A 25,577-nucleotide genomic window follows, 5' to 3' on the forward strand; every position below is an offset into this window, starting at 1 on the left:
TTCGCCCTTGCCAAGCATTTCCTCCACCACTCCCGTACGCCCCCTTCGAAAGGAGCACGCAGTGAGCACCGAAACCACAGCTAACGAGTCGTTCAGCGATTCCCACGTGCTGGACCCCGCAGCCACGACGCTCTCGCAAGAATCCATCAGCCAGGAAATCGCCGATATCCATGCGGCCTACCGCCAGTCGGTGGTCGAGGGCAAGAAAGCCGAGACCCAGCCGCGCATCGACTTCGCGCCCTACCGTTCCTCGCTGCTGCGCCACCCGACCAAGAACCTGCGCCACGTGGACCCGGAAACCATTGAGCTGCACTCCCCGGCCTTCGGCCAGCGCGACGTGCACGCGCTGGAATCGGATCTGACGATCCAGCACAACGGCGAGCCGATCGGCGAGCGCATCGTGGTCGCCGGCCGCGTGCTCGATGGCGACGGCCGCCCGGTGGCCGGTCAGCTGGTGGAAATCTGGCAGGCCAACGCCGCGGGACGCTACATCCACAAGCGCGACCAGCATCCGGCCCCGATCGATCCGAACTTCACCGGCGTGGGACGCGCCATCACCGGCCCGAACGGCGAATACTCCTTCACCACCATCAAGCCGGCACCCTACCCGTGGAAGAACCACCACAACGCCTGGCGCCCGGCGCACATCCATTTCTCGCTGTTCGGCACCGACTTCACCCAGCGCATGATCACCCAGATGTACTTCCCGGGCGACCCGCTGTTCAGCCTCGACCCGATCTACCAGGCGATCACCGACAAGGAAGCGCGCGACCGCCTGGTCGCCAGCTACGACCATTCGCTGACGTCCCATGAATGGGCTACCGGCTACAACTGGGACATCGTACTCACCGGCTCCAACCGCACCTGGATGGAAGATGAAGAGGGAGACCACTAGCATGGCTCAGGCACCAGAACTGAAGCTGGCCCCCACACCGGGGCAGACCATCGGCCCGTTCTACGGCTACGCGCTGCCCTATGAGAAAGGCAATGAGCTGGCCAGCCAGGCCCATCCCCGCTCGGTACGCCTGCACGGGGTGATCACCGATGGCAAGGGCGAGGTGATCCCGGACGCCCTGCTGGAAATCTGGCAGGCCGACGAGAACGGCAATGTCGTTGCCCGCGATGGCTCGCTGGTTCGCGACGGCTACACCTTCACCGGGTGGGGACGGGCGGCGGTGGATAACGCCGGGCACTACACCTTCACCACCGTGAACCCGGGCGCTACCGAAGAGGGCAAGGCCCCGTTCATCATGCTCGCGGTTTTCGCCCGCGGCCTGCTCAATCGCCTGTTCACCCGCATCTACCTGCCGGAGGACACCGAAGCGCTGGCTAGCGACCCGTTGCTGTCATCGCTGGGCGAAGCAGAACGCGCAACGCTGATTGCTGCTCGCGAAGACGATGGCTCGCTGTGCTTCGATATCCGCCTGCAAGGCGGGAACGAAACGGTGTTCCTCTCCTACCCGCGCGAGAGCTAGTTGCCACCGCGACACCCCGCTGGATTGCCCCAACGCCCGCACTGTTACGGGCGTTGGAGCGCCCGGCGGGGTGTTGCCCGTTGCCGGGCACTACAGTTCTAGATAGACGGCTTATACGCTCAACAGCTAAGAATCGAGGCACCGAATGGATGGCGCAGACTACGGCGTGCTGGCCCCCGCCTGGGCAGGAACTGCGGCCGCGGCCCTGGCCAGCGATGCGTCTTTCGTCCAAGCCATGCTGGATGCCGAAGCCGGATGGGTGCAGGTCCAGGCGGATGCCGGCCTGTGCAGCGTCCAGGATGCGCAGGCCGTGCGCGAGGTGGCCAGCGTGGACCGCTACGACCTGGCCTTGCTGGCCTCCCGGACACCGGATGGGGCCAATGCGCTCATCCCGCTGCTGGGCATGATGCGCGACCTGCTCAAGCACGACGGGGCCGCGGAAACTGCGGGCACCGCGTTGCACCGCGGTGCCACCAGCCAGGACATCATCGACACCGCGCTGATGCTGGTCCTGTCCAAGACGCTCACGCTCACGCTGGCAGATCTGCGCAGCACCGCTGGCGGGTTGGCTGCCCTGGCGCAGGCCCACCGCGGGACCGTGTGCATTGCCCGCTCGCTGACCCAGCATGCGCTGCCCACCACCTTGGGCTGGAAAGCGGCCAGCTGGCTCTCGGCCGTGCTGGATGCCGAGCAGCAGCTGGATGCCGCGGCGCGGCAGCTGCGCTTGCAATGGGGCGGTGCGGTAGGCACGCTCGCCTCCCTGGAGCAGCTGCTCTCCGGCCAGCCGCAGACAACGGCCACAAGCCAGTCGCTGTCCTCGGATCTGGCGGCCCTGCTGGGCCTGGAGGATCCGGGAACGCCCTGGCACACCAACCGCATGCCGATTCTCCAGCTTGGCTCCGCACTGGGTGCGGCCATTGCCGCGCTGGGGACCCTGGGCGCTGATGTGCTCACCGCCTCCCGTCCGGAAATCGGCGAGCTGTCCGAACCTCGCGAGGCCGGCAAGGGCGGCTCCTCGGCCATGCCGCAGAAGCAGAACCCGGTGCGCTCGGTACTGCTGCGCAATGCGGCATTCAGCGCCCCCGGATTGCTCTCCACCCTGTTCACTGCTGCCGGCACCGCGGTGGATGAACGCCCCGATGGCGGCTGGCACGCCGAATGGAGTGCCCTGCGCGAACTGGCCCGGCTGGCATCAGGGGCGGCATTCCACGCTTCGTTCCTGGCCAACGGCCTGGGAGTGGATCGCGCTGCCATCGAGCGGAACCTCGCCCTGGGCGGAGATGCCGTGCTCTCCGAACGACTCGCTGCCGCCCTGGCTGACCTGGTGGTCGGCGGAAAACCGGCCATCCAGGCATTGGTGCGCCGCAGCCTCGACGAGCGCATTTCCCTGCGCGATCTGCTGCGCCTGGAAATCTCCGTGCATGACTTGAACGACCAGGACCTCTACGAATTATTTGATCCAGCTGGCTACCTCGGTGCCGCGGATCGCTTCACCGAAACCGTACTCGCCGATTACTCGGCACGGAAGGAATCATGGCAGTCCCGCAACTAACCCCCTCCTTGCTGCACACCGACAAGGCACTTCCCACCCTCATCGTCGGCCCCTCGCTGGGCACTGCGGCCCTGCCGCTGTGGGCCCCGGCCTTGCCTTACCTCAAGGACAAGTTCCAGGTCATCGCCTGGGACCTGCCGGGGCACGGCGAAAGCAAGCCGTCCACCGAGGCATTCTCGCTGGCCGAACTGGCTACCGGCGTCACCAAGGCCGTAGGGGCGCTGCGTGCCGACGGCGTCATCCCCGAGGACGGCAAGCTGTACTACGCCGGAGTGTCGGTTGGCGGGGCCACCGCCCTGCAGCTGGCCGTAGACCACGCCGGCTTCTTCAACGCGTTGTCCTCCATCTGCTCTGCCGCGAAGATCGGCACCCCCGAAGGGTGGACCGACCGTGCCGAGCTGGTCGCCAAGGCCGGCACCCCGACCATGGTCGCCGGTTCTGCCGAACGCTGGTTCGCGCCGGGATTCATCGAGAAGGAACCGGTGATCAGCACCGAGCTGCTGCACAGCCTGCAGAACGCTGACCGCTTCGCCTACGCCCACGCCTGCGGCGCCTTGGCAGGATTCGACGTGCGCGGGCAGCTGGCTTCAACCAGCGACCCGATCATTGCCATCAACGGCGCACAGGACCAAGTGTGCCCTCCGGCAGACGCGGAGTTCATCGCCGAAAATGCACCCCGCGGAACCATGGCGGTCATCGATTCGGCCGCCCACCTGGCCCCGGCCGAAGCACCCGAAGAGACCGCGGCCTTGCTGGCCGAGTTCTTGCTGGCCAACTAGAAGCGAGGACCTGCAGAAATGGCTGATTCACCGCGCCTTCCCGGCGATACCTATGATGCCGGCATGGAGGTACGCCGCCAGGTGCTGGGCAACGAGCACGTTGAGCGTTCCACCAGGAACTCGAATGAGTTCACCGACGAATTCCAGGAAATGATCACCCGCTACGCATGGGGCACCATCTGGACCCGCGACGGCCTGCCGCGCACTACCCGCAGCGCCATCACGCTGACCGCAATGATCGCCGGCGGCTACTGGGAAGAACTGGAAATGCATGTGCACGCGGCCCTGCGCAATGGCATGGCTCCCGAAGAAATCAAGGAAGTTTTCTTGCAGTGCGCCATCTACTGTTCCGTTCCGGCAGCGAACGTTGCGTTCAAGATCGGCAAGAAGGTGCTGGAGGAGTACGCGGCAGCCGAAGGCCACTAGCCGTGGCACCGCGCCGCTAGCGGCGCGCCGCCGCGGCTTGCCGGATCGAGTGCAGCAGGGCCCACGGGACGATGCCGCTGGTGCGCGGGTTGCGTGGCGAGGGGTGGTTCTTGATCGAGAAGCTGTACTCGCCGGCTGGGCCGCGCGCCTCGATGCGGTGCTCGGTCAGGCCTGCCTCCGGGTCGGCGATCAATCTGGCTGTCACCGCATCCCAATCCCCCACAGCCAACGCCACCGCCGCGGCCACATTCAATGACTTCGGGAAGTCCTGGGCCGCTGCCGCGGCTGGACCGCGAAATACCTCTACCGGTCCGGCGGCCTGCTCCAATTCACCGCGCCGCTGCGCATCCATCCACGGCTGCACCAAGGTGGCCGGCAGCTTGCGCGTCGTCACCAGCACCTGGTCGATGCCGCCCATCCGGGCAGCCGCGCCCAGCAGGTCCAATCCGCCGATGGCCCCGGCAGTGCTGGACAAGCGTCCCGGTCCGGCGGCCTGCACTTGCGCGGCGAACTCCGGGTCAGCCAGCGCCCCCATGGAACTGGCCAGCAGGTCAACCCCGCAGGCCAGGATGCGCACCGCATTCTCGCGCAGGGCTTGCTGGCCCGCGCATTCGACCACCAGGTCGCAGCGCTCCAGGGCCGACTCCCAGCTCAGCTGCTCATGCTCCAGCCCGGTTTGCGGCCGGCGCAGGATCACCCCTTCGAGCTGGGCACCGTGCACCGTCCCGGCTGCCAGTTGCTCCGCCACCACGGAGCCGATCGCCCCGTGGCCCAGTACTCCCACCCGATACATGCTGCCCGTGGCCATGCCCGTCCTGTCCGAAAAGATCGATGTAAGCTACCGCCAGCTTAGGCCAGCTCGCGGGCTCGGCACGAACTGCCAGCTGGCCAGTGTGCGGGCCATTGCCGCTAGTGCCGTGAAGCGGTCGAATGGTCCGTGCGTTCCATGAGCCGGGAGACTCCATATCCGATGAGAATACCCCAGAAGGCGGCATGGATGTTGAACAGGTCCAGACCGGAAATGGTTACCACGAACGTCACGAGGGCGCCCAGGGTGAATTTGGTGGCGAAGGCCGTCACAAAGGCCTGCTGCAGGGCCTTGAGCATGGCGATGCCTCCCAAGGCCAGCACGAAAGCCTCAGGGGTGGCCAGCATTAAGCGCGTCAGCGTTGGAGCGAACAGGGCGAAGAGCAGGGACAGGAAGCCATAGACCACCGCTGCGGTGTACTGGCGGTGCTTTTCGCCAGATGATGTGAGCAACGCGTTGGTTGGCCCGGTGACGCAGGCGGACACCGCACCGAAGCATGCGTTCAGGATCGAGAACCCGCCCGAGGCCAGCGCAAAGGCATTGACCGGGGGACGGTGCCCGGCAGAGCGCAGCACCGCGACACCCTGGCCGTTCTGCACAATCAGCACGGTGATGGCCAACGGCACCACCAGCTCCAGCTGCGCAGCCCAGGTGAATTCCGGAGCGGTGAACACCGGGGTGGCCAGCACGGGCCCGCCAGCTGCGTCCAACGCGAACTGGCCACTGGCTGCCACCGCGATGGCCCCGGCGATCAGCGTGCCCAGCACCGGGGGAATTCTTCTGCCCAGCGCCGGCACCGCAGCGAGCAGGACGAAGACCAGCACCATGGGGCCGGCCACCACCGGGTTGGCTTGGGTGGACGAGACGATGTCGGTGCCGAAGCGCAAGAAGACCGCGGCCACCATGGCCATCACAATCGGCATGGGTATGGCCGCCATGATCCGGCGCACCACCCCGGTAGCGCCCAAGGCCAGGACCAGTACCCCGGAGACGAAGAACGCCCCGACCACCTCGGGGAAGGACAGGTGCTGCAGCGAAGGGCCCAGCAGCACCGTGCCGGGGATGGACCAGGCGAATCCCAGCGGCTGGCGGTAGAGCAGGGACATCACGATGGTCGCCAACCCGGCGGAGAGGAAGATCCCGCAGACCCAGGAAGCCATCTCGGCCTGGGACAGCCCGCCAGCGGCACCCACCGCAAGGGTGACCGCGATGGGGCCCGAGGCGGAGAAAACCAGCCCGATCACGCCATTGCTGGCATATACCCCGCCCACGTCGCGCAGCAGGTCGCGGATTCCGGCAGGCCGCTGCTCGGCCCGCTCCAGCAGCGGTTCGCGTGGTGCTCGCGCAGCTGCTGGAGCCGATTCGCGGGTGGGCAGGTTATCGGCGGGTTTGGGCATGTGCGCTCCTGGGCGATGGTGGCAGTGGCATTAATAGTCCACCACCATTGCACGGCTCCAGGGGCCGTGGGACGTGGCGCATTGATCCGGGGTATGGCAGTCCTAGGATAGTTCGGGCTGCTAGCTGCCACTGCACGCAGGGCTAGGATAAGACCGGGGCGATGCGGCCCGCGGATGAAAGGAATGCAGGGATGAATTCCAATACCGAGCTCGGCGAATTCCTCAAGGCACGGCGGGCCCTGGTCAGCCCGGCAGGCGATGGCGGTCCCCGGCGACGCGTGCCTGGCCTGCGCCGCGAAGAGGTTGCGGTCCTGGCCGGCGTGAGCACCGACTACTACACCCGGCTGGAACAGGGCCGGCACAAGCGCCCTTCCGAATCCGTGCTCGGCGCGTTGGCCAAGGCCCTGGAACTGGATGAGACGGCGGCCGGGCATTTGTTCAATCTGGCCCGGTCGGTCTCCGGTTCCGGGCGCAACAACCCGTCGAACAGCATCCAGCGGGTACGCCCGTCATTGCATCAGCTGCTGGATTCCTTCACCGGGCATCCGGCCTTCATCCGTGGGCGGCGTACCGAGGTGCTGGGCATGAATGCGCTGGCCGCCAGCCTGCTCACCGACTTCCTCGCCAAGCCGGTGCGCCACCGCAGCCTGATCCGCTGGGCCTTCCTGGATCCCGAAGCCAGGCAGCGCTACGCCGACTGGGAGCAGATCGCCGCCTCGATGGTCGGCACCTTGCGCCTGGATGCCGGGCGCCATCCGCACGATCCGCTGCTCGCGCAGCTGGTCGGAGAGCTGTCCATGAACAGCGAAGAATTCCGCACCTGGTGGGCCGATCACCGGGTGGTCGAGCGGCGGGACGGGATCAAGCGGTTCAACCATCCCCAGGTGGGCTATCTGGAGGTCAACTACGAGGCCTTGGACGTGACCGGGGCACCAGACCAGACCCTGTTCATCTACACCACCGACCCGGGCTCGGACTCCGAAGCGAAGCTGCGCGATCTGGCCGCGCTGCTCAACGGCCAGGGACCGGCACCCGAAGCCTAGCTGCGTGCTGGGATCTGCGATTTGCCGAGCCAGCTGCGCTCCAGCTCGTTGAGCGGGCGCGACGAGACGCCATCGGCTGCCAGCGGCACCATGACCGTGGTCGAGTCGAATACCGGCTGCCCGTCCTGGTAGCCGATGCCCCGCACGGTGAAGGACTTGTTGCCCAGCCGGCTGATGCCCATGCGGATGAGCATCTCGGGCTGGTAGTACAGCGGGCGCAGGTAGTCGATCTGGATCGATGCCACCACGGTGCCGAATTCGAAACGGCCTGTTGTCCCGTCCTCGCGCGTCCAGCGGATGCGGGCTTCTTCCATCAGGGTCACGATGCGCGCATTGTTCACATGTCCCAGGGCATCCTGGTCCGACCAGCGCAGCTGCAAGATGACTTCGGTAGCCGCGGCCAGTTCATCGTTTGTCGTTTCACTCATGGAACCCATTGCACCAGAAACCCGGGCTGGCTACTGCGCCCGTGACGGCTCATGAACTTGGGCCATCGCCGGAAGGCACCCACCGTGCATCCTCGTTGTTGGCGTCCAGACAGATCCATTCCTGTGCAGGCCCGTAGCACCGCAGCTCATCGGTGAACCAGAACGTCTGGTCCGGGTCCCACCCGGCAATCACGCTGGCGTATTTATCATCGATGTCGAGGCATTGCCCGGCGAGCGCCAGATAGGCGCCGATACCCAGATGCACCCCGTCGTAATCGCGCGCCACGGCCAGCCAGTCGGGGATCTTCCATGCGCCGTCGCGCCCGGTGGACAGGTACCAGTCGTGGCGCTTGTGCGCGGTGACCTCGATGCCGTGCTCGCGGCAGAGCCGGATCCAGTCCTCGGCCGTGGCGATCTCCAGCACCTTGGCTGCGGGAGGCACGCTCGTGAACCTGACGCTGGCTTGCTCCCATCCGAAACCGTCCTCCACGCAGCTCAGGCCCACTGGCTCCCGGTCTGGGAACACACCGGTAGTGGAGGGCAGGCGGCTGCTGGGCTTGGACCACCATTCCCCGCTGAAGCTGCCCAGCGGGGTGCTACTCATTTCGGCGGCATCGCGGGCTTCGGTCGCCAGGATGCCGGCCCTCCACTCCTGCAGTAGGCCCAGGGCATTGCTACCGGGAGCCTGCGTCCTGCCCTGCGGGTCATGCTGGTCGAATTCGACCTGGAATTGGTTGCGCAGATCCACGGGATCCAGCCACACGGCCGCGAGCCCGCTGTCCGCCAGGTGCCGGGCCACGCGCTCAAGCGGCGCGGCCAGTTCCGGCAACGCCAGCAGGGTGTCTTCCCAATCCGGTTCCTGCCAATAGCGGGCACTGTCGACCGAGCGGACCAGCGCTTGCTGCAGCAGCGCTGCGGTGGCCGGAACCAAAGTGGTGCCGTCCAGGCGCCGGGCGATCTGCTGGACACTGGTTTCGGGCATGCTGGATTCATCCGCGCCAAACAGGCCAACGCTTTCGCCGCGTTCTACCGCTACGTGATACGCGGCGTAGAACATCGCCGCATGCAGCGGATGCTCCCCGAACGCCGGTAGCAGCTTCTCTTCGCTGGCAGTGGCGAACTCCCACAGCATCCTGCGCCCGCGCGCGCCTGCCATGAGCGCCTGCACTAGTTCCATCCGCGCCACTTCATTTCACTGGTTCGAAAACAGTAAATCCCGCCAAGACAGTCGATAACTATTTACGGGATCGATTATTAGACATTACCTGAGCAGGGGTTGCAATTCACCTGCCATTGGCACCGTGGAAGACGGCCGGCCAAGGGGCCGGCAGATTGTCCCCACCCGGAGGAACGTTCGTGAAAATCTTCGCTCGACCCGGCAAAACCAATCATCTCACCCCACTGCATCTCACCGCCGGAAGCCTAGTTGCCATTGCAGCTTCCACCGCCTTCATCGGCGCCACCCCGGAACTCGAGGCAGTGCCTGCCGCCAAGTCCGCCGCGGACTGGAGCTCCTCGGCCTACCGCGGGTCAGTCGAGGTGATCCCGGCAGGAACTGGCCGCAGCGGCACCGCGCAAGAGACGCTCGACGGAGTGGTCTTCGAGGATCGCAACAAGAACTCCACGCAGGATGCCAACGAGCCTGGCCTACCGAACGTCACGGTTTCCAACGGCCGCGACATCGTGGCCACCGATGGGCAGGGACGCTACGAACTTCCGGCATACAACAACATGACCGCGTTCGTCACCCAGCCCCGGGGCTTCCAGGTTCCGGTCGACGACGACAACGTCGCCCAATTCTTCTACACCCACCTGCCTGAAGGCTCCCCGGACCTGAAGTACGACGGCATCGCCCCGACCGGGCCGCTGCCTGAGGCAGTCAACTTCCCGCTGGTGGCCAGCAGCGCCACGCAATCGCCCGAGCAGAGCTGCGTCATCGGTGCCGATGTGCAGACCTATACCCAGCAGGAAGTCGAGTACGCCAGGGAAGGCGCTTTCGCCGATCTGGCGGCCCGCACCGACTACACCGGCTGCGGCGCCTTGTTCATCGGCGACCTCGTGGGAGATGACTTGACTTTCTTCCATCAGACCCGCGAACTGTCCTCCATGCTCAACGGTCCGGCCCGGTTCCTGCCGGGCAACCACGACATCGACTACGACTCGCTGGACGGGCAGCACGAGTACGATTCCTTCCGCGCCCAGTTCGGTCCGGAGTACTACTCCTACGACACGGGCAAGACTCACGTCATCGCCCTGAGCACCATCGATTACCCGACTGCGGTTCCGGCCAAGAAGAGCGACTACACCTACGATCTGGGCAAGCGCCAGCTGCAGTGGCTGCGCGCCGACCTGGCCGAGGTACCCAAGAACAAGGCCATCGTCCTGGCCGGGCACAGCCCCCTGCTGGAGTTCTTCTACAGCGACGAGCATTCCACCAAGCAGGTCCGGGAGATCTACGAGCTGCTGGAAGGACGCGAGGTCGCTTCCCTGGGCGGGCACACCCACATGTCAGAGAACCTGCGCGCCGGGGACCTGATGGATGGCTGGCGCGACGAGGTCGGCGAGGCAGGCCTGCCCTTCACGCACCTGACTGTCCCGGCCATTTCCGGGCAGTGGTATGACGGACGGGTTACCGAGAATGGCTACCCGACTTCCATCCAGCGCGACGGGACCCCTCCGGGAGTGCTCACCTTGGACATCAAGAACACCAGTATCACCGAGCGCTTCACCGTGACCGGCGGGGATGCCAGCAAGCAGATGTCCCTGGGCTTGAACACCCCGGCGTACCGGCAGTGGTACGAGGAGAATCTGGAAAAGGAGCGCGGCACGGTTCCGGCCCTGGATGACCCGTTGGCGGTGAGCCGGCAGGGACTGGCCGAGGACACCTGGCTGACCACGAACTTCTGGATGGGCAGCACCGGCTCCGCTGTCGAGGTCTCCATCGACGGCCAGGACCCGGTTGCGGCCGAGCGGACGCAGAAAATGGCCGGCGAACGCCCGCTGTCAGGCGCCGAGTACTCGGATCCGGCGGCCATCGCCGAGCAATTCGTCCATGGCGGCGGATTCGCCGAGAAGACCAGCCACTTGTGGCGCTTGGAACTGCCAGATGATCTCTCCGTGGGGGCGCACACCGCCACGGTGACTGCCACCGACGTGCATGGGCGTTCTTTCACCGAGGAATTGGATTTCACGGTCATCGGGTAGCGTCATCCTTCGTGCGTGCATGAAAAACTCCCCAAAAGTTGTTGTGACTTTTTCAGTCCAACTTTTGGGGAGCAGTTCAATGAGCAGGCACCAGCTTTTTGTTACGCCCGCAGTGGGACAGCATCGGCTGCAGGTGCCTAGGATGAATCCATGCGCATTGCAATCCTGGATGATTACCACAACGTGGCCCGCTCGCTGGCCGATTTCGACGGCCTCGCCGTCGCCTTGGACGCCGAAGTCACTGTCTTCACCGAGCACCTGGGCCACGAGGACAGCACCGTCGTCCAGGCGCTGCAGCCCTTCGACGCCATCGTCGCCATGCGCGAACGCACGCCTTTCCCGGCCGCCCGGCTCAATGCCCTGCCCAACCTGAAGCTGCTGGTCACCACCGGCCGCCGCAACGGATCCATCGACCTGCAGGCTGCCAAGAACCAGGGCATCGTGGTCAGCCACACCGGCTACGTGGCTACCGATGCCGCCGAGCACACCTGGGCGCTGATCCTCAGCGCCGCGCGCCGACTGGACGTGGAGCTGTTTTCCGCGGACCGCCCGCTGGCGGCTGGCTCGGGCTGGCAGACCACTTTCGGACTGGGCCTGTCCGGCAAGACCCTGGGCGTCTACGGCCTGGGAAATCTGGGAGCGAAGGTTGCGAAGGTCGGCTTGGCCTTCGGCATGCGGGTCATCGCCTACAGCCAGAATCTCACCAAGGCCCGCGCCACCGAAGTGGGCGTGGAGCTGGTCTCCGAAGCCGAGCTGTTTTCCACCAGCGACATCGTGACCGTGCACCTGAAGCTCTCGGAGCGCAGCACCGGGGTCATCGGACCCAAGCAGCTGGCGTGGATGCGTCCCGATTCCATCCTGGTCAACACCTCGCGCAGCAGGATCGTGCAGACCGACGCGCTCATCGACGCACTGGACAGCCGGCAGCTGCACCTGGCCGCCGTGGATGTCTTCGACGTGGAACCGCTGCCGGCCAAGGACCGGCTGGCCGCTACCCGGGGCGTGATTGCCACCCCGCATATCGGCTATGTGACTATCGAGCAGTTCGAGATGTTCTACCGCGACGCGGTGGAAGACATCCGCGCGTGGGCTAGCGGCGCACCGATCCGGGTGCTGGCCTAGGGACCTGCGGCCGCGGCACAAAGTAGTAGTGCAGGATCGCCACGACGGCAGCCCATGCGGCCCCGATCAGCATCCCCACCAGCACGTCAGAGACCCAGTGGTGCCCGATGTAGATTCGCGAAGCTCCCATCGCCAGGACGAATAGCGCCGCGACGATGGAGATCAGGTACGCGTAGCGGCGCAGCCCGTAGATGATCGCCAGGTAGCTGGCGATGCCGATCAGCGCGGCCGAGTTCAGCGTGTGCCCGCTGGGGAACGAAAAGGTCTGCGGCGGCGCCGGGCCTCCGGGAACGCCTTGGGGACGCGGCACCTGGAGGCTTGTCTTGAGAATAACGGTCAGCAGGACCGAGACCAGTGCAGTGAACGCGATGGCCGCCAACGGCCACGCGCTGCGGGTTTTCCAGCACAGCAATGAGGTGATCACCAGCATGATCATGGTCATCCCCGGTGTGGATCCCCAGAAGTACAAGAAGTCGGAGACCGCAAACAGGAACGGCGACTGGTGCTCCAGTGCCCATTGGTAGGCTGGGGCATCCAGATCCCTGGCCCATCCGCCCGCGTGCAGGGAGACCAGCACCCTGCGGGTGAAGTAGAACATGGCGACAACCAGCCCGAAAATGATCCACAGCACCTGTGCGCCGCGGGAACGTTGGCCTTGCCGGAAATACCATGAGGATCGCATGGCTTCCATCGTATCGGGGCGGGCGCGAAGCGCTGAACTCGATCGATGCGGAACAATAGAAGCATGACGATCAAGGTGCTGGCAGTTGGCAAGAAACACGAATCCTGGGTGGACGAGGGAATTTCCCGCTACGAGAAGCGGATGAAGAAGCCCTTCAATCTCACCTGGCAGCTGCTGAACCATTCCTCGCGCGAGAACGACGCGGCCCGCACCGAGGAGTCTGCCCGCATCCTGGCGAAAATCGATGACCGCGACTTCGTGGTTCTGCTCGATGAACGCGGCAAGAACGTGGACTCCCCCGCGTTGGCCAATACTTTGCGCACCCCGATTGATGCTTCGCGCAACGTTGTCATCATCATCGGCGGCGCGTACGGCGTGGACGCATCCGTGCATGCGCGGGCCAATTTCACCTGGTCGCTTTCGAAGCTGGTCTTCCCGCACCAGCTGGTGCGCTTGATCCTCACCGAGCAGCTGTACCGCGCGCAGGACATCCTGGCAGGCGGGAAGTACCATCACGTTTAAGCCATTCCCTTGACTTTCCAACTTGGAAAGACAAGACTTTCCATAACGGAAAGTGGGGAAATCATGGCTGAGGGGCAAGAACGAATCGACAAGCTGACCGCCGCGGAGCGCCTGGCCTCCGCGGACCAGGCCTCGAACAAGATGATCGCTGCCGGCACTTCTTCCCGGGCCACCCTCTTCGTGTACGTGGTGCTCGGGAGCACCGCGATGAGTCTTGAACATGTCCTTTCGCCAAAGATGGCTCTGGCGTTATTCGCGGTGGCTGTCGTTGCAGCCCTCGTGCACTACGTGATTATGCGCAGCCGCGCCACGATGCGCCCTTTGCTCAGCAGCTCGGCAACCTACGGCTGGTACGCGTTCCTGGCGTCAATGATCGTGATGTGCCTGCGCTTTTGGGTCGCCGAGGACCCTTGGAGCATCGGTGCGAAACTAGTCGTCTCCTGCACCGCCTTATGGCATTTGCTTTCCGCCGCGCAAACGGCATGGGACAAGGACCGTGTGCAAGATGCCCAGGAAATGGCGGTCTAGCCAGGTGAACAATTCGCAGATCCCCTCGGAGCGCGAAGCCGCTTCCCAACTCGCCACGGCCGAAGAAGCCGCGAGCGGCACCGTCAGCGCCACCGAAGCCCCCGGGGCATTCATGATTGCCCTGGGCATCGTCACGTCGGCAATCTTTTCGCTCTACGGAGTCATCGACATCGCCCTTTGGTACTGGTCGCCGGTGCTCTTTGTGCCATTGATCGCCTGGTACGCCTACTGGTCGCGCCAGCGGCCCAAGTCCCGTTCTGCATTGCGGCACTCGGGCAAATACATCGCTGTCATGCTGTTCATGATGCTCGCCCTGCAATTGTGCACCTTCTGGATTCCCCAGACTTGGCTGTTCGCGATACCCAAATTCCTCGCATTGGCCGCTGCCTTCACCGGTTCCCTGTGGATCATGCGCCGCGAAACCATCAAATCCCGCATCAAGGATGGAAATGAACAAGCCATCTAGCAATGCGCAATTCGACGAGCTGATCCATGCACCCATCCGGCTGCGCATTTGCGCCAGCCTCGCCCCGGTGCAGTGGGCAGAATTCGCGCACCTTCGCGGCATCCTCGATGTCGCCGACTCCGTCTTGAGCAAGCACCTCAAGCAGCTCGCCGATGCCGGGTATATCGGCATCGAGCGGTTCACCAAGCTGGGGCGCAGCCATATGCGCGTTTCGCTGACCAAATCCGGACGCCGGGCCTATGTCAGCCATGTGGCGGCCCTGCGGGAGATCACGGCGGGCGGATAATGGCCGATCTTGTCGTTCGCAGACCGTAGTATCGATTCCATGAGCGATGTCCTGTCCCGGTTCGGCGCAGCCACCCGCAAGTGGTTCACCGACGTCTTCTCCGCGCCCACCGTTGCCCAGAGTGGCGCCTGGGAATCCATCTCGGACGGGAAGCACACCCTGGTCATCGCGCCTACCGGCTCGGGCAAGACCCTGGCCGCGTTCCTCTGGGCGCTGGACCGGCTGCACCATGCGGAACTTGACGCTCCAGCATTGCCGGGGATGGACTCCGATGCCGATCATCCAACGGGCAATGGCACCAAGGTGCTCTACATTTCTCCGCTGAAGGCCCTCGGGGTCGACGTGGAGCGCAACCTGCGTTCTCCGCTCGCTGGCATCCGCGCCACCGCGCACGAAATGGGCTTGTCCCAGCCGTCGGTGTCGGTGGGAGTGCGCTCGGGAGACACCCCGGCCAATGACCGGCGCAAGCTGCTCAAGGACCCGCCCGAAATCCTGATCACCACGCCCGAGTCGCTGTACCTGATGCTCACCAGCCAGGCACGCAAGACCCTTGCCGAGGTGCACACCGTAATCATCGATGAGGTCCACGCGATTGCCAATACCAAGCGCGGAACCCATTTGGCCCTGTCACTGGAACGGCTCGACGCGCTGCTGCCCGCCCCGGCCCAGCGCATCGGGCTCTCTGCCACCGTCGAGCCGCCCGAAGAAGTGGCCCGCTTCCTGGCCGGATCCGCCCCGGTGAACATCGTGCGCCCGCCGTCCACCAAGAAATGGGAGTTGGCGGTGCGCGTCCCGGTGGAAGACATGACCGACCTGCCTTCCGCGGCCGGAGCGCATGATCTGGGTCCGGGTTCCTCCCCCGCGGCATCGGCGAGCATTTGGCCGCATGTGGAGAACCAGCTGGTGGATCTGGTGCTGGACAACCATTCGACCATCATCTTCGCCAACTCCCGCCGGCTGGCCGAGCGGCTGACCGGACGGCTGAACGAAATCTACGCCGAACGCGAGGGATTCAGCGCCGAGGATGCTTCCACCTCCACCCCTGCCGCGATGATGGCCCAGGCCGGTTCCACCGCTGCCGCGCACCCGGAAGCTCCGTTACTGGCCCGTGCCCACCACGGCTCGGTGTCCAAGGATTCGCGCGCCCAGATCGAGGAAGACCTGAAGCTGGGCAAGCTGCGCGCCGTGGTGGCCACCAGCTCCCTGGAACTCGGCATCGACATGGGACTGGTGGATCTGGTGATCCAGGTCGAATCCCCGAACTCGGTCTCCTCGGGGCTGCAGCGCGTGGGCCGTGCCGGGCACCAGGTCGGCTCGGTCTCCCGGGGCGCTTTCTTCCCCAAGCACCGGGCGGACCTGCTCTCCACCGCCCTGGTGGTCACCCGCATGCGCCAAGGAGCCATCGAGAAGATGGTGATCCCCGCCAACCCGCTGGATGTGCTGGCGCAGCAGACCCTGGCCGCGGTGGCCATGGACGACTTGGACGTAGAGCAATGGTTCGACACCGTGCGCCGCGCCGCCCCCTACCAGCAGCTGCCGCGCAGCGCCTATCTGGCCACCTTGGACATGCTCTCGGGCAAGTACCCTTCGGATGAATTCGCCACGCTCAAGCCGCGGCTGATCTGGGACCGGGATGCCGGTACCCTCACCGCCCGGCCCGGGGCGCAGCGCCTGGCCGTGATTTCCGGCGGCACCATCCCGGACCGCGGGCTGTTCGGCGTTTTCCTGGCCGGATCCGAGGATGACAAGGCGCCCAAGCGCGTGGGCGAGCTGGACGAGGAAATGGTCTACGAATCGCGCGTCGGAGACATTTTCGCCCTCGGGGCGACCAGCTGGCGCATCGAGGACATCACCCACGACCGGGTGCTGGTCACCCCGGCCTTCGGCCAGCCCGGAAAGCTGCCCTTCTGGCACGGCGACGGGCTGGGACGCCCGGTGGAACTCGGGGCGGCGCTGGGCGAATTCACCACGAAGCTGCTGGCCAGCGAACGCACCGAAGCGGCCGAAGTGCTGCACGGCAGCGGGCTGGATCCGTTCGCCGCGAACAATCTGCTCAACTACCTGGACGAGCAGCGCCGGGCCACCGGCCAGGTGCCCAACCACCAGAATTTCGTGATCGAGCGCTTCCACGACGAGCTGGGCGACTGGCGGGTCATCCTGCACTCCCCGTTCGGCTTGGCCGTGCACGCCCCGTGGGCGCTGGCCGTCGGCGCGCGGGTCCGCGAACGCTGGGGGCTGGACGCCTCGGCGATGGCCGCCGACGACGGGATCGTGCTGCGCATCCCCGCCATGGACGATGAGCCGCCCGGGGCGGATCTCTTCGCCTTCGAAGCCGACGAGATCATCGAGGTGGTCACCTCGCAGGTGGCCAATTCCGCGTTGTTCGCCTCCCGCTTCCGCGAATGCGCCGCCCGCGCGCTGCTGCTGCCGCGGATCAACCCGACCAAGCGCACCCCGCTGTGGCAGCAGCGCCAGCGTGCCAGCCAGCTGCTGGATGTGGCACGCAACTACCCGGATTTCCCGATCATCCTGGAAACCGTGCGCGAATGCCTGAATGATGTCTACGATCTGCCGGCACTGTCCAGGATCCTGTCCAGCATCTCCTCGCGGGCCATCCGCCTGGTGGAAGTGACCACCGAGCTGCCTTCGCCCTTCGCCCAATCCCTGCTTTTCGGCTACGTGGCGCAGTTCCTCTACGAATCCGACGCGCCGCTGGCCGAACGCCGCGCCGCCGCCCTGAGCCTGGATCCGGTGCTGCTGGGCGAATTGCTCGGGCGCAACGACGTGCGCGAGGTGCTGGACCCGCAGGTCATCTCGGCCTTGCAGGAGCAGCTGCAGCATCTGGCAGCCAACCGCCGGTTGGCGGGCATGGAAGGCGCTGCGGACCTGCTGCGGCTGCTGGGTCCGCTGGATGCCGGGCAGCTGGCCGCCAGGCTGCGCGATCCGGCCGATGACGAAGCGGCGCTGGATCCTGCCAGCGCCCGGGCCCACGCCGAGGCCTTGGTCTCCACGCGCCGGGCTTTCACCTTGCGCCGCTCCGGCCAGCTGGTGTACGCGGCCATCGAGGATGCCGGCAAGCTGCGCGATGCGCTGGGCACCCCGCTGCCCACCGGCATCCCGGCGGCCTTCCTGGAGCCTGCCACCGCTCCGATCCAGGACCTGGTCTCGCGCTTCGCCCGCACCCACGCCCCGTTCACCCTCGGGGAGCTGGCCGCGCAGCTGGGACTGGGCGTCGCGGTGCTGCGCCCGGTCCTCGACCAGCTGGTGGCCGCCGGCCGCTTGTCGCTGGGGGCCTTCCGCCCGCTGGAGCTCGTCCCCGAAGGCGTGGCCGGCGACGAATACTGCGACGTGTCGGTGCTGCGCACCATCCGCACCCGATCCCTGGCGGCGCTGCGTGCCGAGGTGGAGCCGGTGGACCAGGACACCTACGGTCGCTTCCTGCCGGCCTGGCAGCAGATCGGTTCTTCGCTGCAGGGAGCCGACGGCGCCTATGAAATCGTTGCCCAGCTCGCGGGCGCCGAGGTCCCCGCCTCCGCTTTGGAGTCCTTCATGCTCCCGGCCCGGCTGAGGGGCTACCAGAATTCCTGGCTGGATGAGCTGTGCAGCTCCGGGGATATCCTGATCTGCGGTGCCGGAGCCGCCGGCGGCAAGGACGGCTGGCTGTCGCTGCACACCGCCGAGCATGCAGCGCTGAGCCTTCCCCAGCCCGATGCCAGCGCGCTGCAAGCCCTGGACCTGCGCGTGCTCCAGGCCTTCGAGTCCACCGGCGCCTACTTCGCCGAGGAGCTGGCCGGACGCATCCACCGCAGCGATGAGCCGGCGGCCAGCAGCCACGAGGTCGCCGAATCCTGCTGGAGGCTGTTCTGGGCCGGGTACATTTCACCGGATACCATGGCGCCGATCCGCGGCTACCTGGCCGGCGGAAGCACCGCGCACAAAATCGCCAAGCCCGCCCCGCGGGCCCGCGCCGCACGATTGAACCGGCTCTCCGGGCTGAACCGGCTGGCCCGGGAACAAGCCGGCGGGCCGGCGCGCGGCTCGCGCGGCGCGGCCCGCTGGTCGCTGCTGCCCGCACCGGTAGCGGACCCCACGATCAGCGCCCACGCCACCGCGGAAATCATGCTGGAACGCTACGGGGTGCTCACCCGCGGCTCGGTGGCCGCCGAGTCGGTGCCCGGCGGCTTCGGCCAGCTCTACCGGGTGCTCTCGAAGCTGGAAGAAGCTGGCCATGCCCGGCGCGGCTACTTCGTCGAGAAGCTCGGCGCCGCCCAGTTCTCCACCTCCACCACCATTGACCGGCTGCGCGGATTCCAGCTGGCCGATGACCCGCGCCGACAGCCGGTGGCCACGGTGCTGGCTTCCACCGACCCGGCGAACCCCTATGGCGCGGCGCTGGCTTGGCCTGCGACCGAAACCGGGCACCGCCCCGGGCGCAAGGCCGGCGCAATCGTCGGGCTGCTCGACGGGGCCCTGAGCCTCTATCTGGAGCGCGGCGGGCGCACGGTGCTGACCTTCGGGCAGCTGCCCGAGCCGTCCTGGCGCATCCTCGCCACGGCGATGGTCGCCGCGCTGCGCACCGCCCAGGTCGACAAGATCGCCATCGCCACGGTCGACGGGCAGCCGGTGCAGGACCATCCGGTCGGCGCCGCCCTGCTGGGCGCCGGTTTCTATGCGACGCCCCAAGGCATCCGCTTCCGCCGCTGACCCGCTATCGAAGGAGCGTTGCCCATGCCCGAAGGCGATACCGTCTACCGCGCCACCGCCCGCCTGCACCAGGCGCTGGCCGGCGAAATCCTGCTGGCCTCCGATTTCCGCGTCCCGGCCCTGGCCACCGTGGACGTCGCCGGGTACACGGTGCGCGAGGTCGTCCCCCGGGGCAAGCACCTGCTGATGCGCCTGCAGCCGCCGGCTACTGCGAACCCGGCCTTCGCCCAGCCTGCGCTGACCTTGCATTCGCATCTGCTCATGGAAGGGCGCTGGGATCTCTATGCGCCAGGCGAACGCTGGAAGCGCCCGGCGCATACCGCCCGGGTGGTGCTGGAAACAGCAAACGCCAAGGCCGTGGGCTTCGAGATCGCCCAGGTGAAACTGCTGCCAACCGAACAGGAGTCCGAGGTGGTCGGCCATCTGGGACCCGACCTGCTCGGGCCGGACTGGGATGCGCAACGGGCGCTGGACAACCTGCGCGCCGATCCGCAGCTGGGCATCGGGCAAGCGCTGCTGGACCAGCGGATCATGGCCGGGGTGGGAAATGTCTACCGCAGCGAGATCCTGTTCCTGCGGCGCGTGCATCCGCTCACCGCGGTGGGCGAGGTGGCCGGCCTGCCGGCATTAATCGAACTGGCTCACCGCTTGCTGGTGGTGAACAAGGACCGGTCGCGGCGGGTGACTACCGGGCAGCCGCGCACCCGCGACCCGCTGTGGGTCTACGGCCGGGCGTCGAAGCCCTGCCTGCGCTGCGGAACCCGCATCGGGCTGCTGCGCATTCCCTCGGCTTCCACCGGTGCTGAACGGGACTGCTACCTGTGCCCTTCCTGCCAGCCAGCGGCCTAGGCGGCGGGGCGCGGCTGCAAGCCTAGAGGTCGACTTCGCCCTGCACGCAGCTGTTCACGTCGCCTCCCACCCAGACCACGCCGTCCTCAACGCGCAGATGCACCCGGCCCTGGTACCCGATCGCGGTGCCTTGGGCGGCGATGTAGCGTTCGGGAGCCAACCCGGAATCGGCCAGCCACCGGGCCAGGCCCGCATTGAGGCTGCCGGTAGCCGGGTCTTCCCACACTGGGTCCCCGCCGACGAAAGCACGCACTTCGAACTGCGTGCCGGCCCCTGGCTCCCGCGGACCTGCAACCCCGATGGCCAGCGTCCCCAGGGCGTTGGGATCCGGGTCCAAGGCCAGTACCTGCTGCGCACTGGAGAGCCTCACCCCGATCCATTCCGGGCCGTTGACCAGCCATGAGGCATCCTGGATCTGCTCCCGGGGAATCGCCAGTACCTCGGCGATGCGCTGCACCAGCAATTCGGCAACCGGTTCGTAGCGGGTCAGCGGCGGTGCAGCGAACCATAGCCGTTGCGGCTCAACGCGCACCTCCACCAGCCCGGCGGCGCATTCCTGGATGACCCGTCCCTTCTTCTTGGGAACCCCGCCGGCCTTCAGCCAGGCAAAGGCCGAGCCCAGCGTCGGGTGGCCGGCGAAGGGGAATTCCTGGGTGGCAGAGAAGATCCGCACCCGGTAGTCGGCGGCCGGATCCTCCGGTTGCATCAGGAACGTGGTCTCGGCCAGGTTGGTCCACTTGGCAAATCCTTGCATCTGCCCGCTGGCCAGGCCTTCTGCATCGTGGACCACAGCCAAGGGGTTGCCCAGATATGAAGTGGGAGAAAAGACGTCGACTTCGCTGTATTTACGCATGGCCATCGAACCAACCTAGCAGACCGCGGCCTGCGCGGTCCTGGCAAAGATGGGAGAATAGCCCCTATGGCTATGGAATCCCCGCTTCCCGTGCGCAACGGCGTCAATGCAACTCGTCTTCGCCTCCCGCGGACCGGTTCGTGGGCGACTGTCGCAGATTATTTGCTTGAGCGCTTCAGCCATGTGGATCCAGAGGGCATCCTGCGCCGCTTCGATGATCAGCAGATCGTTGGCTTGGGCGGCACTCCGCTCACCCGCCAGACGCCCCTGGGCGAGCACGAATTCATTTGGTACTACCGTTCCCTGCCGGTAGAAACTCCCATTCCCTTTGAAGCCAGGATCCTGCACCAAGACGAGCATCTGCTGGTCGTGGACAAGCCGCATTTCCTCCCCACCACACCCGGCGGACGCTTCATCCAGGAATCCGCGCTGGTACGCCTGCGCAACCAGACCGGCATCGATGATTTGGTGCCGATGCACCGGCTGGACCGGGCCACCGCCGGGGTCATTCTTTTCGCGGTGAATCCGGCGACCCGCGGCGATTACCAGATGCTCTTCGAACGCCGCGAGATCGCCAAGCGCTACAAGGCGGTGGTCGCCCTGCAGCCGGGCGAAGGCCTGGAAACTGGACGGGTGCTGCATCCAAATGGGGAGCATTCGCAGGTCAAACCGGAATCCGAGCTGCGTGGCCTGCTGCAGCGGATGCCGCTGCTCTTCGAGAACCGGATGGCCAAGGTCAAGGGCCAGCTGCGTTCCATTGTGGAAGAAGGGGAGCCGAACGCCCAGACCCTGGTCAAGCTCGAGGCGATCGGGACGAGCACCGGTTTCCATGCCGGGCTGGAGGTCGCCTTGATGGATCTGGAACCGCGATCGGGCAAGACCCATCAGCTGCGAGTGCACCTGGCTTCCTTGGGCCTGGGCATCATTAATGACGCGTTCTATCCGCGGCTGTGGGATCTGGCCCCGGATGACTACCGGCGCCCGCTGCAATTGCTGGCGCACACCATTTCCTTCACCGATCCGCTGACCGGCCACGCGCGCAGCTTCAGCTCGCAACAGCGGCTACTGGAAGCGCCGTCGGTCCCATAACCCCTTCTCACGGGGGAAGAATTGCCCTAGGCTGGTGCCTATTATCCCGTGACCCGTAAGGATGAAGGCAAGATGGCCGAACACCAGCGGACCCCGCAACTCGATTCCCTGGTGGAGTCGGCCCAGTCTGCCATTGCTTCGGCGGCAGAACGGTCCTCCTTCGTGTTGCCCTACGCGGCGCCGGATCATCGCCCCAACCCTGCAGTGGAACCTTTCGACACGGTCCGCGGCTACCTCTTGGGCGCTTCGGGCTTATTGCTGCTGCTGACCTCGTTGGCGTTGCCCTCCGGCTTGCATGGACGCGCGCCGTCCAGCCTGCTGGATACCAGCCTGGTGCATTCGGTGTTGTGGCCGGCAACTGCCATCGCGCTGGTCCTGAGCGCCGCGTTTTCGCTGCGCCGCGATCAGCTTTCGGCGCGACGCCAGCGAATCATTTCCGTTTATTCGATCCCGGCCACAGCGATGATGGCCTGCGCCATCACCCTGGCCTCCGGGTTCTTGGCCATCAGCGCTGCCATCCTGGCAACCATCGCTTCGCTGCTGTCCCTGTACGGCGTGCTCCAGCTGAACAGGAATACTGCGCGAAACCGCTTGGAGCGCTGGGCAACGGATGCCCCGGTAAGCTTCTTTGCCGGTTCCAGCTTGGTCTATGCCCTGCAGCTCTGGTTTGCCGCCGCCGGATGGAATGACGGTGGGCAGGGACTTCCTGCTGTGGTGGTGGCGGCCGGAATTTCAGTGGTTGCCGCCGCCTTCGCCCACTCGGAGCGCGGCCGCCACGCCTTTGCCAGCGGCTTCGGAATCTGCATGATCGCCGCTGCCATCCAGGGCTGGCTCAATGGGTCCGCACCGCTGTGGGTCTGCGCGGTCTGGATCTTCATGGCCTTGCTGGTCTTCCTGATGGCCGAGAACCGCCGGTTCCAGATCAGCCATGCCGAGCACCGTGCGCAGCGCGGCAAGCCCATAGAGTTCTAGGGCTGGCCGCACCCCGCCACAGTTGCCTAGCGTGGCGCCATGCGGATGGCTCCATCAAGGCGAATGGTTTCGCCGTTGAGCATCGGGTTGGCCACGATGTGCTCCACCAATGCCGCGTATTCTTCCGGACGTCCAAGACGCGAAGGATGCGGCACCTGGGCTCCGAGCGAGTCCTGGGCAGCCTGCGGCAGGCCGGCCATCATCGGCGTGTGGAAAATGCCCGGTGCGATGGTCATGACGCGGATCTGGTGGTTCGCCAGCTCGCGAGCCAGCGGAAGGGTCATAGCCGCTACTGCTCCCTTGGAGGCCGCATAGGCCGGCTGCCCGATCTGGCCGTCAAAGGCCGCCACCGACGCGGTGTTGATGATGACCCCGCGTTCGGTGGTTCCCTGCTCATCGCTCAGCGCTTCGCTATGCGCCATGGCTTCTGCGGCCAGGCGGATCACGTTGAAGGTGCCGTTGACATTGATGTCCAGCACCTTGGCGAAGCGCTCCAGCGGCAGCACTCCCTCGCGGCCCAGCACCTTGCCTGGTGTTGCCACACCGGCGCAATTGACCAGCACCCGCAGGGTGCCAAGTTCCTTGGCACGTTCGATGCCGGCAGCCACCTGCTGCGCGTCAGTGACATCAGCTGGCACGAAGCGGACATTCGCGCCGATCTCGGCGGCGATTTCATCGCCATCCTCACGCGGCAGGTCGAGTACCACCACATGCCTGGCCCCGGTGGCCAGCTTCTGCGCCGTGGCGCGTCCCAATCCCGATAGGCCGCCGGTGACCAGAGCGACTGAATCCTGCAACTGCATGTTTACCCCTTTGTAGACAGTGGTCTTGTGATCTACATTACTGGCCAGTTGCGTGGAGGCGAAGAATCTTGCCCGCGGGCATGGAAAAACCGCTGGACCCCGCGATGGGATCCAGCGGCTCTTGCACTGTCCTGCAGCCTAGTGGCTCGGAACCGTCGCAGGCTCGGCTTCGACTCCAGCCGATTTCTTCTTGCCGCCAAGCAGGAAGCCGATCACCACGATGCCGACGCTGCAGCCGGCACCGATCAGGAAGCCAGGCTGGAAACCTTCGACCGAAGCGGTCAACGGATCGCTGCCAGCCGCGATCTTCGCGGCGGTGGATGAGGCGACAACGCCAACCAGCAGGGCGGTGCCCATGGCGCCCGCCAACTGCTGCAAGGTCGAGAGCAGGGCCGAACCGTGCGAGTGCAGGCTGTGCGGCAGCGGGTTCAGCGCAGTGGTGAAGGCCGGGGTGAAGATGAAGGCCAGGCCCAAGCTCATCACCAGGTGCATGACAACCAGCAGCCAGATCGGAGTGTCCACATCCAGGACCACCGCGTAGCCCAGCAGCGAAACCAGCAGCACCAGGGCGCCGGGAACGATCAGCGGACGGGCGCCGACCTTGTCGTAGAGCTTTCCGACCAATGGCGCCAGGACACCCATCAGCAGACCGCCCGGGAGCATGATCAAACCGGTGGTCAGGGTTTCAATGCCCAACACGTTGGTGAAGAACATCGGCAGCAGGATGATCACGCCGAACAGCGAAATCATCGAGAACATCATCAGCACCAGCGAAAGGGTGAAAGCCCTGTAGTTCAGCGGACGCAGATCCAGCAGCGCCTTGTCTTCCTTCTGCAGGTTCAGCTGCAGGAAAACGAAAGCGAGCAGGCACAGAATCGCGCCAACAAGGATGCCCAGGTTCAGCGGGGTGACGCCAACCGACAAGCCGCTGAGGCCGTAGACCAGGCCGCCGAAACCCGGGATGGCCAGAATCAGCGAAGGAATGGACAGCGGCGTCGAGGCGCCGTCAACGTCCTTGGACAGTCGAGGGGTGCCGATCAGCAGAGCCGCTACCGCGATCGGGATGATCACGATGAACATGAATCGCCACGACAGGTACTGCAAGATCAGTCCGGATACCGTCGGGCCGATGGCCGGGGCTACGGAGATCACGATGGAGACATTGCCCATCAGCACGCCGCGGCGCTCAGCCGGGACCAGATGCAAGATGGTGGTCATCAGCAGCGGCATCATGATGGCGGTGCCGCTGGCCTGGATCACGCGGGCCACCAGCAGGACGCTCAGGCCCGGCGCGAGGGCAGCCAGCAGGGTGCCCAGAGTGAACAGGCCCATGGCCAAGACGAAGACATTGCGGATGCTCATCCGCTGAAGCAGGAAGCCGGTCATTGGAATGACCACGGCCATAGTCAGCATGAAGATGGTTGACAGCCACTGAATCGCGTCAGCGGTGACATTGAATTCATCCATCAGAACAGGCAGGGCCACGTTCATGATGGTCTCGTTCAGGATGACCACGAAGCTGGAAACAATCAGCACCGCAATCGTGGTGAAGTTCTGTTTGCTCAGTCGTTCTGGAGCGTTCGTCACGG

General features: G+C 65.7%; 24 protein-coding genes. 16 read left to right on the forward strand and 8 right to left on the reverse strand.

Annotated features, from left to right (window positions below; translation table 11 throughout):
• The first annotated feature begins 61 nt into the window (after nucleotides 1-61).
• The 5 genes from pcaH to pcaC all read left to right on the forward strand — a co-directional run bounded on the left by pcaH (nucleotide 62) and on the right by pcaC (nucleotide 4,232).
• On the forward strand, nucleotides 62-895 hold the full coding sequence (pcaH, locus tag ACIQTS_RS13510; RefSeq protein WP_332728439.1) for a protocatechuate 3,4-dioxygenase subunit beta: 834 nt from the start codon (nucleotides 62-64) through the stop codon (nucleotides 893-895).
• A 1-nt stretch (nucleotide 896) separates the two neighbouring features.
• The gene (gene pcaG, locus ACIQTS_RS13515) at nucleotides 897-1,475 is read left to right on the forward strand and encodes a protocatechuate 3,4-dioxygenase subunit alpha (RefSeq protein ID WP_365943066.1); all 579 of its coding nucleotides are present in this window, start codon (nucleotides 897-899) and stop codon (nucleotides 1,473-1,475) included.
• A gap of 145 nt (nucleotides 1,476-1,620) precedes the next feature.
• Complete coding sequence (locus ACIQTS_RS13520) at nucleotides 1,621-3,027, forward strand: lyase family protein (protein ID WP_365943065.1); 1,407 nt, start codon at nucleotides 1,621-1,623, stop codon at nucleotides 3,025-3,027.
• Complete coding sequence (locus ACIQTS_RS13525; protein WP_365943064.1) at nucleotides 3,009-3,806, forward strand: alpha/beta fold hydrolase; 798 nt, start codon at nucleotides 3,009-3,011, stop codon at nucleotides 3,804-3,806. Before ACIQTS_RS13520 ends, ACIQTS_RS13525 begins: the two co-directional genes overlap by 19 nt.
• A gap of 18 nt (nucleotides 3,807-3,824) precedes the next feature.
• The gene (pcaC, locus tag ACIQTS_RS13530; RefSeq protein WP_365943063.1) at nucleotides 3,825-4,232 is read left to right on the forward strand and encodes a 4-carboxymuconolactone decarboxylase; all 408 of its coding nucleotides are present in this window, start codon (nucleotides 3,825-3,827) and stop codon (nucleotides 4,230-4,232) included.
• A gap of 16 nt (nucleotides 4,233-4,248) precedes the next feature.
• Here pcaC and ACIQTS_RS13535 read toward each other — a convergent pair whose 3' ends face one another.
• Nucleotides 4,249-5,040: an aspartate dehydrogenase domain-containing protein gene (locus tag ACIQTS_RS13535; RefSeq protein ID WP_332498987.1), complete on the reverse strand. Its 792-nt coding sequence runs from the start codon at nucleotides 5,038-5,040 to the stop codon at nucleotides 4,249-4,251.
• 101 nt (nucleotides 5,041-5,141) lie between these two features.
• The gene (locus tag ACIQTS_RS13540) at nucleotides 5,142-6,437 is read right to left on the reverse strand and encodes a benzoate/H(+) symporter BenE family transporter (protein ID WP_365943062.1); all 1,296 of its coding nucleotides are present in this window, start codon (nucleotides 6,435-6,437) and stop codon (nucleotides 5,142-5,144) included.
• Nucleotides 6,438-6,628: 191 nt separating this feature from the next.
• On the opposite strand from ACIQTS_RS13540, the gene ACIQTS_RS13545 reads away from it, so the two are divergent.
• Nucleotides 6,629-7,480 carry a helix-turn-helix transcriptional regulator gene (locus ACIQTS_RS13545; protein WP_365943061.1) on the forward strand — a complete coding sequence of 284 codons (852 nt, stop codon included), beginning with the start codon at nucleotides 6,629-6,631 and terminating at the stop codon, nucleotides 7,478-7,480.
• On the opposite strand, the gene ACIQTS_RS13550 is transcribed toward ACIQTS_RS13545, so the two are convergent.
• Together ACIQTS_RS13550 and ACIQTS_RS13555 are read right to left on the reverse strand one after the other, a co-directional pair.
• The gene (locus tag ACIQTS_RS13550; RefSeq protein WP_365943060.1) at nucleotides 7,477-7,908 is read right to left on the reverse strand and encodes an acyl-CoA thioesterase; all 432 of its coding nucleotides are present in this window, start codon (nucleotides 7,906-7,908) and stop codon (nucleotides 7,477-7,479) included. The genes ACIQTS_RS13545 and ACIQTS_RS13550 overlap by 4 nt on opposite strands.
• 49 nt (nucleotides 7,909-7,957) lie before the next feature.
• Nucleotides 7,958-9,085 carry a hypothetical protein gene (locus ACIQTS_RS13555; RefSeq protein ID WP_402473662.1) on the reverse strand — a complete coding sequence of 376 codons (1,128 nt, stop codon included), beginning with the start codon at nucleotides 9,083-9,085 and terminating at the stop codon, nucleotides 7,958-7,960.
• 179 nt (nucleotides 9,086-9,264) lie between these two features.
• Here ACIQTS_RS13555 and ACIQTS_RS13560 point away from each other — a divergent pair, with 179 nt between their 5' ends.
• Entirely contained in the window at nucleotides 9,265-11,112 is a 1,848-nt protein-coding gene (locus ACIQTS_RS13560; RefSeq protein WP_365943058.1) for a calcineurin-like phosphoesterase family protein, read from the forward strand.
• 150 nt (nucleotides 11,113-11,262) lie between these two features.
• The gene (locus ACIQTS_RS13565; RefSeq protein ID WP_332595439.1) at nucleotides 11,263-12,234 is read left to right on the forward strand and encodes a D-2-hydroxyacid dehydrogenase family protein; all 972 of its coding nucleotides are present in this window, start codon (nucleotides 11,263-11,265) and stop codon (nucleotides 12,232-12,234) included.
• On the opposite strand, the gene ACIQTS_RS13570 is transcribed toward ACIQTS_RS13565, so the two are convergent.
• Complete coding sequence (locus tag ACIQTS_RS13570; protein WP_365943057.1) at nucleotides 12,203-12,916, reverse strand: phosphatase PAP2 family protein; 714 nt, start codon at nucleotides 12,914-12,916, stop codon at nucleotides 12,203-12,205. The two genes, ACIQTS_RS13565 and ACIQTS_RS13570, sit on opposite strands and share 32 nt — an antisense overlap.
• A gap of 63 nt (nucleotides 12,917-12,979) precedes the next feature.
• Between ACIQTS_RS13570 and ACIQTS_RS13575 the strand changes: the two genes are divergently transcribed.
• The 6 genes from ACIQTS_RS13575 to ACIQTS_RS13600 all read left to right on the forward strand — a co-directional run bounded on the left by ACIQTS_RS13575 (nucleotide 12,980) and on the right by ACIQTS_RS13600 (nucleotide 20,271).
• Nucleotides 12,980-13,438 carry a 23S rRNA (pseudouridine(1915)-N(3))-methyltransferase RlmH gene (locus ACIQTS_RS13575; RefSeq protein ID WP_365943056.1) on the forward strand — a complete coding sequence of 153 codons (459 nt, stop codon included), beginning with the start codon at nucleotides 12,980-12,982 and terminating at the stop codon, nucleotides 13,436-13,438.
• Nucleotides 13,439-13,501: 63 nt separating this feature from the next.
• Nucleotides 13,502-13,966, forward strand: a complete 465-nt coding sequence (locus ACIQTS_RS13580) for a hypothetical protein (protein WP_365943055.1) — start codon at nucleotides 13,502-13,504, stop codon at nucleotides 13,964-13,966.
• Nucleotides 13,967-13,970: 4 nt separating this feature from the next.
• Nucleotides 13,971-14,432 carry a hypothetical protein gene (locus tag ACIQTS_RS13585; RefSeq protein WP_365943054.1) on the forward strand — a complete coding sequence of 154 codons (462 nt, stop codon included), beginning with the start codon at nucleotides 13,971-13,973 and terminating at the stop codon, nucleotides 14,430-14,432.
• Nucleotides 14,416-14,718: a transcriptional regulator gene (locus tag ACIQTS_RS13590; RefSeq protein ID WP_105658582.1), complete on the forward strand. Its 303-nt coding sequence runs from the start codon at nucleotides 14,416-14,418 to the stop codon at nucleotides 14,716-14,718. The genes ACIQTS_RS13585 and ACIQTS_RS13590 overlap by 17 nt, the downstream gene beginning before the upstream one ends.
• Before the next feature lie 39 nt (nucleotides 14,719-14,757).
• The gene (locus ACIQTS_RS13595; protein ID WP_402473663.1) at nucleotides 14,758-19,422 is read left to right on the forward strand and encodes an ATP-dependent helicase; all 4,665 of its coding nucleotides are present in this window, start codon (nucleotides 14,758-14,760) and stop codon (nucleotides 19,420-19,422) included.
• Between the two features lie 24 nt (nucleotides 19,423-19,446).
• Nucleotides 19,447-20,271, forward strand: coding sequence for a DNA-formamidopyrimidine glycosylase family protein (locus ACIQTS_RS13600; RefSeq protein WP_332502550.1), 825 nt, complete (start codon nucleotides 19,447-19,449; stop codon nucleotides 20,269-20,271).
• A gap of 22 nt (nucleotides 20,272-20,293) precedes the next feature.
• Here ACIQTS_RS13600 and ACIQTS_RS13605 read toward each other — a convergent pair whose 3' ends face one another.
• Entirely contained in the window at nucleotides 20,294-21,130 is an 837-nt protein-coding gene (locus ACIQTS_RS13605; protein WP_402473664.1) for a PhzF family phenazine biosynthesis protein, read from the reverse strand.
• 60 nt (nucleotides 21,131-21,190) lie between these two features.
• Between ACIQTS_RS13605 and ACIQTS_RS13610 the strand changes: the two genes are divergently transcribed.
• Together ACIQTS_RS13610 and ACIQTS_RS13615 are read left to right on the forward strand one after the other, a co-directional pair.
• Nucleotides 21,191-22,213 (forward strand): pseudouridine synthase, encoded by a 1,023-nt coding sequence (locus ACIQTS_RS13610; protein WP_402473665.1) that lies wholly within the window; start codon nucleotides 21,191-21,193, stop codon nucleotides 22,211-22,213.
• Nucleotides 22,214-22,261: 48 nt separating this feature from the next.
• A complete protein-coding gene (locus ACIQTS_RS13615; protein ID WP_365943051.1) occupies nucleotides 22,262-23,185 on the forward strand; it encodes a hypothetical protein in 924 nt (307 codons plus the stop codon).
• 26 nt (nucleotides 23,186-23,211) lie between these two features.
• On the opposite strand, the gene ACIQTS_RS13620 is transcribed toward ACIQTS_RS13615, so the two are convergent.
• The gene (locus ACIQTS_RS13620) at nucleotides 23,212-23,988 is read right to left on the reverse strand and encodes an SDR family NAD(P)-dependent oxidoreductase (RefSeq protein WP_332594860.1); all 777 of its coding nucleotides are present in this window, start codon (nucleotides 23,986-23,988) and stop codon (nucleotides 23,212-23,214) included.
• A gap of 138 nt (nucleotides 23,989-24,126) precedes the next feature.
• Nucleotides 24,127-25,575, reverse strand: a complete 1,449-nt coding sequence (locus ACIQTS_RS13625; RefSeq protein WP_365943050.1) for an MDR family MFS transporter — start codon at nucleotides 25,573-25,575, stop codon at nucleotides 24,127-24,129.
• Nucleotides 25,576-25,577: the final 2 nt, after the last annotated feature.

The organism is Glutamicibacter sp. NPDC090743, assembly GCF_044769125.1.
Classification (GTDB): domain Bacteria; phylum Actinomycetota; class Actinomycetes; order Actinomycetales; family Micrococcaceae; genus Glutamicibacter.

Coding starts and splice junctions, on each gene's coding strand:
- ACIQTS_RS13520 (WP_365943065.1), top strand. CDS start 1,621: ATGGATGGCGCAGACTACGGCGTGCTGGCCCCCGCCTGGGCAGGAACT.
- ACIQTS_RS13550 (WP_365943060.1), bottom strand. CDS start 7,908: ATGAGTGAAACGACAAACGATGAACTGGCCGCGGCTACCGAAGTCATC.
- ACIQTS_RS13580 (WP_365943055.1), top strand. CDS start 13,502: ATGGCTGAGGGGCAAGAACGAATCGACAAGCTGACCGCCGCGGAGCGC.
- ACIQTS_RS13600 (WP_332502550.1), top strand. CDS start 19,447: ATGCCCGAAGGCGATACCGTCTACCGCGCCACCGCCCGCCTGCACCAG.
- ACIQTS_RS13595 (WP_402473663.1), top strand. CDS start 14,758: ATGAGCGATGTCCTGTCCCGGTTCGGCGCAGCCACCCGCAAGTGGTTC.
- ACIQTS_RS13525 (WP_365943064.1), top strand. CDS start 3,009: ATGGCAGTCCCGCAACTAACCCCCTCCTTGCTGCACACCGACAAGGCA.
- ACIQTS_RS13575 (WP_365943056.1), top strand. CDS start 12,980: ATGACGATCAAGGTGCTGGCAGTTGGCAAGAAACACGAATCCTGGGTG.
- ACIQTS_RS13610 (WP_402473665.1), top strand. CDS start 21,191: ATGGCTATGGAATCCCCGCTTCCCGTGCGCAACGGCGTCAATGCAACT.
- pcaG (WP_365943066.1), top strand. CDS start 897: ATGGCTCAGGCACCAGAACTGAAGCTGGCCCCCACACCGGGGCAGACC.
- ACIQTS_RS13605 (WP_402473664.1), bottom strand. CDS start 21,130: ATGGCCATGCGTAAATACAGCGAAGTCGACGTCTTTTCTCCCACTTCA.
- ACIQTS_RS13590 (WP_105658582.1), top strand. CDS start 14,416: ATGAACAAGCCATCTAGCAATGCGCAATTCGACGAGCTGATCCATGCA.
- ACIQTS_RS13535 (WP_332498987.1), bottom strand. CDS start 5,040: ATGGCCACGGGCAGCATGTATCGGGTGGGAGTACTGGGCCACGGGGCG.
- ACIQTS_RS13555 (WP_402473662.1), bottom strand. CDS start 9,085: ATGGAACTAGTGCAGGCGCTCATGGCAGGCGCGCGCGGGCGCAGGATG.
- ACIQTS_RS13620 (WP_332594860.1), bottom strand. CDS start 23,988: ATGCAGTTGCAGGATTCAGTCGCTCTGGTCACCGGCGGCCTATCGGGA.
- ACIQTS_RS13570 (WP_365943057.1), bottom strand. CDS start 12,916: ATGCGATCCTCATGGTATTTCCGGCAAGGCCAACGTTCCCGCGGCGCA.
- pcaC (WP_365943063.1), top strand. CDS start 3,825: ATGGCTGATTCACCGCGCCTTCCCGGCGATACCTATGATGCCGGCATG.
- ACIQTS_RS13545 (WP_365943061.1), top strand. CDS start 6,629: ATGAATTCCAATACCGAGCTCGGCGAATTCCTCAAGGCACGGCGGGCC.
- ACIQTS_RS13540 (WP_365943062.1), bottom strand. CDS start 6,437: ATGCCCAAACCCGCCGATAACCTGCCCACCCGCGAATCGGCTCCAGCA.
- ACIQTS_RS13565 (WP_332595439.1), top strand. CDS start 11,263: ATGCGCATTGCAATCCTGGATGATTACCACAACGTGGCCCGCTCGCTG.